3 protein-coding genes are annotated in these 8,643 nt (G+C 47.1%); all 3 read right to left on the bottom strand.

The annotated features are described in order from the left end of the window. A partial coding sequence (locus tag RMO27_RS13705) for a condensation domain-containing protein (protein ID WP_309733396.1) occupies positions 1–1,398 on the bottom strand: 1,398 nt, incomplete at its 3' end. A gap of 92 nt (positions 1,399–1,490) precedes the next feature. Next, a complete protein-coding gene (locus tag RMO27_RS13700; protein WP_396133713.1) occupies positions 1,491–4,700 on the bottom strand; it encodes an amino acid adenylation domain-containing protein in 3,210 nt (1,069 codons plus the stop codon). 137 nt (positions 4,701–4,837) lie between these two features. Next, positions 4,838–8,643: amino acid adenylation domain-containing protein (locus tag RMO27_RS13695; protein ID WP_309733392.1), on the bottom strand; the 3,806-nt coding region annotated here is incomplete at its 5' end.

Below are 8,643 nucleotides of genomic sequence, written 5' to 3'. Positions count from 1 at the left end.
CTGAATCAAAACTACAAAATGTCCCGCCATCCGTTGAATAGTGGTAGCTGCAAACAAATCGCTAGCATATTCCCATTCCCCGATTAACCCTTGGGGTGTTTCCCGAAAAATCAGCGACAGATCGAACAGAGTCGTGGTATTTTCCCATTTAAAGGGAGTCAAGGTTAATCCATTTGGTGCCAATATTTCTGGAGTTTCATTTTGCAAACTAAAGACCACTTGAAATAGGGGATGATGGGAGAGCGATCGCTCTAATCCCAGTTCATCGACTAATTTCTCAAAGGGTAAATCTTGACGATCGTAAGCATCTAGGGTTACTTGCTTCACCCGTTCGAGTAATTCTAAAAAAGTGGGATTTCCTTGCAGATTTGTCCGTAATGCTATAGTATTGACAAAAAAGCCAATTAGAGGTTCGATCTCACGACGATTGCGATTAGCGATCGCCGAACCAACCACAATATCTTCTTTGCCACTATAACGCGACAATAACAGCTTAAATGCCGTGAGTAAAGTCATAAACAGAGTAGTTCCTGACTCTTGACTCAACCGCTTTAACTTCTGAGTTAAATCTTGATCGAGTTGTAAAAATTCACTCCCGCCCTGATAGGTTTGAGTTGAAGGACGTGATCGATCTGTCGGCAATTCTAACAGCGGCGGGGCTGCTGCTAATTGTTGTTGCCAATAGTTAAGTTGAGCTTGCAATACATCGCCCTGTAGCCATTGTCGTTGCCAGTGAGCAAAATCAGCATATTGCAGCGATAATTCGGGCAGGGGAGAGGGTAATTGAGCGCAGAAGGCACTATACAGGGCGAACAATTCTCGGCGGAAGATATCCATTGACCAGCCATCACAAGCGATATGATGGATCGTCAGTAACAGTAGATGGGATCGATCGCTAAATTGCAACAATTTTACTCGTAACAATGACCCATTTTCTAAGTCAAATGGCTGTTGTAATTCGTCTTTAGCCAACTGTCGCGATCGATCTAATTGGTCTGCTTCTGTAAATTGTCGCCAGTCTAATACTTCGAGCTTCAGCTTCAGATCGGCGTGAATCACCTGGATTGGTGAGCCATCTACGACTGCAAAACTGGTGCGTAATACTTCATGCCGTCGCACAATTTTGCCAATAGCTTGTTCTAAAGCAGCTATATTCAGAAATCCGCTAATTTGCCAGAAAAATGGGACGTTATAAGTAGAACTTTCTCCTTCTAGTCGATCGAGAAACCACATTCTTTGTTGGGCAAAAGAGAGGGAAAGGGTTTGTTCTCGCGATACTGGGATAAGAGGTGGAGTTTGCTTACCATTATTTTGGATAGATTGCTGTTTCAGTTTTTGGAGAACTAATTCTCGTTTTTCTGGGGAAAGGTGTTCCAGCCGTTTTAATAAATCGCTCATAATTAATTCTAATAGTATTCCCTAATTAAGAACAATGCTCATGACTCTCTGTGCGAATCTTAAAATTCTGATTTACTAACTGAATGTAATCTTTAGAAAAGTAACTGCTGACTCACTTCTGCCGCTGATAATCGATCGACTTCTCCTAGTATCTGTGCTAGGGCATCATTTTCTGCTTGCTCGACTTGTTCGGAAATCACTTTTTGACTGAGTTCCGCAATCGTCGGGTTTTCAAATAAATAACGCAGCGAAAAATCTAGCGAGAAGGCTTCTTGTAAGCGAGAAACAACTTGGGTTGCGAGTAAAGAATGTCCACCCAACTCAAAAAAGTTATCGTGAATTCCCACTTGTTCTAATCGCAAAACTTCAGCCCAAATAGTGGCTAATTCTTGTTCGGTAGGCGTGCGCGGAGCAACAAATTCAACCTCTAGATTTCTTTGGGAAATATCTGGAACGGGCAATGCACTGCGATCGATCTTACCGTTAGGCGTGAGGGGGAGTGCTGCCAGCAATACGAAAGTAGCAGGAATCATGTAGTCAGGTAGCTTTTCCTTGAGAAAGTTGCGGAGGGTGCTAGTAGTTGGTGGGTGCTTCTTGGCAACAATATAAGCAACTAAATACTTATTTCCAGGTTCGTCTTCTCGGAGCATAACTACGACTCGATTGACCTCTGGATGTTGACTTAAAACTGTCTCAATTTCGGCTAGTTCGATCCGAAAGCCGCGCAGTTTAATTTGGGTATCAATTCGACCTAAAAAATCCAGATTTCCATCAGAAAGACGGCGCACTAAATCTCCTGTTTTATAAAGTGTATCACCCTGAAAAAAAGGATTAGGAATAAACTTTTCACGAGTTAATGTTGGTCGATTTAAGTAACCTCTAGCAACACTTGTCCCACCCACATAGAGTTCTCCAGGAATACCAATCGGCACTCTCTGTAAATCTCGATCTAGGAGATAAACTGTTCTGTCACCAATCGGTTTGCCAATCGGAATCGATCGGAAATTTTCATCAAGTTGGTGAGAGATCGGGTAACAACAGGTGAAAACTGTACATTCTGAAGGGCCATAACCATTGATTAGTTGGGTTTCCGGTAATAGTTCCAAGGCACGATGAACATGAGCTACAGAAAGAGATTCTCCGCCAATCAGCAGTTGTTTAACTCCTAACAAGCCTTGTGGTATTGTATCAATGATGAGATTGAATAAGGCAGAAGTTAGCCAGAGGATGTTAACTTTTTGTGATTGAATAATCTCGATTAAGCTCTTTGGTGTGGGAATTTTTTCTGGATAAAGCACACACCGCCCACCGTGAAGTAATGGTGTCCAAAGTTCTAGAGTTAGTGCATCCCAGGAAATCGATGAATGTTGGAGCCAAATCTGGTCGGCATCAAGGTGCATATAATCAACCCCAAACATCAAACCGATGATGCTACGATGGGGGATTTCGGTACCTTTTGGTGTTCCCGTCGAGCCAGAAGTATAGGTGATGTAAGCTAAGTTTTCTGGGCTAACTTCATTAGGTAAATTATCTGTTTTGTGGTGGGAAATTATTTCCCAATCTGAGTCAAGATTAACTACGGTTTGGCGATCGATCGGGAGTCGATCTTGTAAATAAGTTTGGGTTAGTAAAATCGGTGTTTGGGCATCTGCTAGCATCAATGACAATCTGGCAGCAGGATAAGCGGGATCTAGGGGCACATAAGCTCCACCCGCTTTGAGAATAGCGAGTATTGCTATAACCATTGCTAGTGATCGATCGACACAAATTCCAACCCGAACTTCGGGTTTAACTCCCAATGTTTGTAAATAATGAGCTAATTGATTGGCGCGGTTATTTAACTCTCGATACGTGAGCTGTTGCTGTTGATATACAATTGCTACTGCATCGGGAATTTTTTCGACCTGTTCTTCAAATAAATTATGAATACATTGACAATGAATATCCGCTGGCTGTTGTTGACTCTCTTGTAAAATTAGTTGTGCTGTTTCGTCGGCACTGAGCAGGGATAATTGACAAATATGTTGGTGGAGATTGGCGGACATTCCGGCTAACAATGTTTGGAAATGTCCAATTAGTCGATCGATTGTCTGTTGTTCAAAGCGACTAGTATCGTAGACAATTCTGCCAGCCAATTGTGAGCCAGGATTAATCACCAATGTCAGCGGATAATTCGTGCGTTCAAAACAACGCAGATCGCTAATTTCTAAAGTTTTTTGGCTGTCTGGTTCAGCAGCATCTAGTGGATAATTTTCAAACACTAAAATACTTTCAAATAGCGGCATTCCGGCTGGAACATCACTCAGTTGTTGGATTTCGGCTAGGGAAAAATAAGCATATGGTTCCTGTTCAAATGCTTGGGCTTGTAATTGCTTCAGCCAAGGTAATAATTCGGCTGTGCCAGGAACTTGCACCCGAATCGGGATGGTGTTGATTAACAGCCCCACGATCGAGTCTACTCGATCGAGTGTTGGTGGACGACCGGAGACAGTCGCACCAAAGACGACATCATTTTCGCCACTGTAGCGAGCAAGTAACAACGCCCATGCCCCTTGTACCAGATTATTTAAAGTTAAATGGTGTTGTCGCGCCGCAGATTGCAATTGTGCAGTTACCGTTCGATCTAATTTGAAATGTTGTTCCTGGTAGATTCCGGCTGCTCGATTTCCAGGTAAATAAGTAGGCGTTGCAAATCTCTGAAGAGTTTGTCGCCAAAAGTCCTTGGCTTGCGCAATGTCTTGTTGCTGTAACCAATTAATATACTCTCGATAGGGCAGAGCCGGGATCGGGTGCAATTGCTCGCCGCGCTGATCTGCTTCATAGCAAGCCAAAACTTCTTTGAGGATAATCTGCATCGACCAGCCATCAAACAGGATATGATGATGACTCCAAATCAATTGGTAGCTCTGTTCTGCGAGCTGAACAATCGTAAAGCGCATCAATGGAGCGACACTGAGATCGAATCCTGTTTGACGATCTGTTGCGAGCAAATCTACTAACTGCTGTTGTTGTTCCTCCGGTGTGAAATTCCGCCAGTCTAGTTCCATCCACGGGAGATCTACTTGCTTACTCACCATTTGTAAGGGCTTGTCGATCTCTTCCCAATGAAAAGAACTGCGTAAAACGGGGTGTCGCGCCACCACATCTTCCCAAGCTTGCACAAACGCTGAAACCTGCAATTTGCCAGAGAGGATGCATAGCAATTGCTCAAAATACACTTCCGATGCTGGCGCGTACAGGTGATGAAATAGCATCCCTTGTTGCATCGGCGAAAGTTCGTACAGATCTTCGATATTGTCGATCATGGCTACTTCGGTTTAACGTGAGTTCGGGATAAGAGTTGCCTGGAGACTAAAGTCTCGGCTTGTGATGCAAAGTCCGCCTTCGCGGACTAGCGAATTAGTCCGCGAAGGCGGACTTTCTATCATCAGCCCCAATTTCAATCGAGGGCGGTACTGATGTTAGGTTTATTTTTGTTGATTTTGCGCAGAAACTTGTCAAGTTGTTGTTGATTGAGTTTGGCAGCAGCAAAGTCAGAAGGTGTATAGCTTGGGGATTCGATCGATTGACAGTGCGCGATCAGGGTGGTTAATGCTGCCATAAACCCATCCGCCCAGCTTTGAATCGTGGCTCGGTGATGAATTTTCTCGCTGTAGTTCCAAGTCATCTCCAGTTTTCCCGCTCGAATCAAGCCACTGATGCCTAACAGGTGACTACGCTGATTTGCCAAGCTTTGTGCGGCTTTAAATTCCTGCGCCACACCCAATCCAGTCGCGGCACCGAGGACTCGATCGAACTGTCCCAGGTAGTTAAAACTCACCTGAGCTGGGGGTAACTGCTCTAGTTGCCTGCGAATTGTCCGATCTGGATGTAAATATCTCAATCCGCCATAACCAATCCCCCGATTGGGTATCTGCCGCAGTTGTTCTTTGACTACTTTGAGCGCGTCGCCGGGGGAGTCAATTTGTTCGAGCTGTAACCCAACGGGAAATAAGGTCGTAAACCAGCCCACTGTCCGGGATAGATCCACATCCTCAAATAAATCTTCCCGTCCATGCCCTTCGAGATCGATGAGCAGCGAACTTTTGCCCGTCCAGTGGGCAAAGCTTTGGATGAGGGCGGTTAACAGCACCTCGTTGATGTGGGTATTGTAAGCCGAGTGTACATCCTGCAACAGAGCGCGAGTCTGTGCTTGAGTTAACGCTAGAGACACCGTAGCGGTTGAGGCGATCGAGTTATGTTCACCTACCGGATAGTCCACTGGCACCGCCGTAACGGGAAAACTAGCTTGACTGAGCCAGTAATCTAGCTCTGTAGACATCGCCGCCGATCGGGAGTACGCGCTCAGGCGATCGCTCCAATCTTGCCAGGAAGTAGTCTTGGGCGGTAATTCGATCGGTTCGCCACGGCTGATTTGGTGGTACGCTGTCGCCAAATCTTCCAGTAAAATCCGCCATGAAACGCCATCTACAGCTAAATGATGGACGATGAATAGTAGCCGCCCCGATCGATCTTTGCCCAACTGAAATAACGCGACTCGGACGATTTGCCCAGTGGCTAAGTTCAGACTAGCCTGGAGTTGGGCTTCCGCTGTCTTGATCGCTGTTTGCTGGGCTGAGTCCGCAAGGTGTGATAAATCGATCGCCTCAAATGGCACAGCTTCAACAACTGATTGGTTAAATTGCTGCCAGTGTCCACCGACTGGCTCAAACCGCAGCCGTAGCGCGTCGTGATGCACTAACAATTGTTGGATCGCTTGCTGCAATTGCGCTGGTAGCAAATTTGGCGGCACTTCCAGTAGTGCTGACTGGTTAAAGTAATCGGGATCGGGTAATTTTTGCGCGAACAACCACTGCTGGATCGGTGTTAGCTCCACAGAGCCAGTCACTAGCCCTTGTGCCGCTGTGACAGTGGGAGCAATCCCTGCCATAGCAGCTAACTCAGCAATAGTTTGGTACTTAAAGAGCTGTTTGGGGGCAATTTGAATCCCTGCTTGATTAGCTCTGGAAATTAACTGAATACTGAGGATCGAGTCGCCGCCCAGTTCAAAATAGTTATCATGAATGCCAACTCGTTCTAGTCTCAAGATCTCCGACCAGATCGCTGCTAATCGCGCCTCTGTGGGGGTGCGGGGAGCCACAAATCGATCTTCTGAGCGTTGAGATCGATCGGGGATGGGGAGGGCGCGGTAGTCTACCTTGCGGTTGGCTGTCATCGGCAGGGCGGCTAGCAGCACGAACGCCGAGGGCACCATGTAATTAGGCAGTTGCTGGCTGAGGAAATGCCTCAATTCATCGGTGTTGGGTTGCGGCTGTTGGGGCACGATATAAGCGACGAGTCGTTTTTGACCAGGGCTATCTTCCCGCGCGATCGCGACAGCTTGCAAAACTTGTGGGTGTTGACGCAGCACTGTCTCGATTTCTCCCAACTCAATCCGAAAGCCCCGAATCTTGACTAGATCGTCACTCCGACCGAGATATTCGAGGTTGCCATTTGGTCGAAATCGTGCTGTGTCTCCGGTTTTATACAGGCGATCTGATTGGGGACGATCGATCGAGGGATGGGGTATAAACTTTGCAGATGTCAGTTCTGGACGTTGCCAATAGCCTCTAGCCAATCCGGCTCCGCCGATGTACAGTTCGCCAGGAACGCCGATCGGTAATGGTTGCAGATATCGATCGAGGATATAAACCTGAGCATTGGCGATCGGTCGTCCGATCGAAATTTCGGTGGCTGCGGCTGAATCGAAACGGTGTAAGGTGGCGATCACCGTTGCTTCCGTCGGCCCATAACTATTAAATAATTGGGGTGGTGCGGGCAGATGCGCCACACTACTGTGCCACCGCTGGACTTGTTCGAGTTGAGCTGACTCGCCGCCAATAATTACAGTCCTCAGACTGGCGGGAATGCGGGCATCTTCAGGATCGAGATCCGTTACCAATTGATGCCAATAGGCGGTAGGGAGATCCAACACAGTTAGCTGCCATGCGCGACAACACCGCCAAAATTCATCGCTGGAGTGGAGGATCTGTTCGGTGCGCAGTACTAAGGTTGCGCCCACACACAAGCACGGAAATATTTCTTCGATCGAGGTATCAAAGCAGATGGACGCAAATTGGAGGATCTTATCGCTTGACTTAATGCCATATTCATGTATTGTGGTGAGAACAAAATTTGTTAGGGACTGATGTTCGATCGCCACACCTTTGGGTTTGCCTGTGGAACCGGAAGTGTAGATGATGTAGGCGAGGTGGTGGGGTTGAACGTCACCGATCGGATTAGCTGTACTATATTGGTCAATTACTGGCGAGTCTGGATCTAAATAGATGATGCCAGACAAATCATTTGCTAGCTTGGCTGAGAATTTTGCTGGCGTTAGCAGAATGCCCAGTTGGGTATCGGCGAGGATGTCCGCGATTCGCTGGTGGGGATACGCCGGATCGATCGGCACATAAGCACCTCCGGCTTTGAGAATACCGAGTAAGCCGACAATCATGGCGGGGGAAGGCTCGACACAGATCCCCACCAGCGTTTCGGGTTTGACTCCCAAACTTTGCAGATATTGTGCTAGTTGATTGGCGCGATCGTTCAATTCGCGGTAGGTTAATTGTTGACCTGCTTGCTGAATAGCTACAGCATCAGGCGTTAACTCCACCTGAGCCGCAAATAACTTTTGGATACAGTCGCGAGCTGGATAGTCTCTGTGAGTCTGATTCCACTCCACCAGTAACTGCTGTTGCGGCTGAGTCAGCAGTGGTAATTGGGAAACTTGCTGCCCTGGGTGGGCAACAATCCCCTCTAATAAAGTTTGATACTGCGCCGCCATCTGCTCGATGGTGACCGCATCAAATAAATCACTGTTGTATTCCCAAACGAGGGTGATCCCCTTAGCTCCGGTCTTAGTACCCTGCTGTATCCGTTGCTCCGCACGCGGGATCACCAATAAATCCAGATCGAACTTGGCGGATTTGTTGCTAATCGGTTCCTGCAAGCTGATGTCCAAACCGGGCAGACTTAAGTCCGGCATCGCCGAATCATGGAAACTGAACATCACTTGAAACAGGGAATTGTAGCTGAGGTGCCGCATCGGCTTGAGGACTTCCACCACCCGATCGAAGGGTAAATCTTCGTGGGTATAAGCTGCCAGCGTCACTTGGCGGACTCGATCGAGTAACTCCCGCACGGTCGGATTACCAGCCAGATCGGTTCGTAATACTAGGTTGTTGACGATCGGACCAATTAACT

This window comes from Chamaesiphon sp. OTE_75_metabat_556 (assembly GCF_031378165.1).
In the GTDB taxonomy this organism is placed as follows: domain Bacteria; phylum Cyanobacteriota; class Cyanobacteriia; order Cyanobacteriales; family Chamaesiphonaceae; genus Chamaesiphon.
Note: the sequence above shows the minus strand (reverse complement) of the source record. Positions and strands in the feature narration are given on the sequence as shown.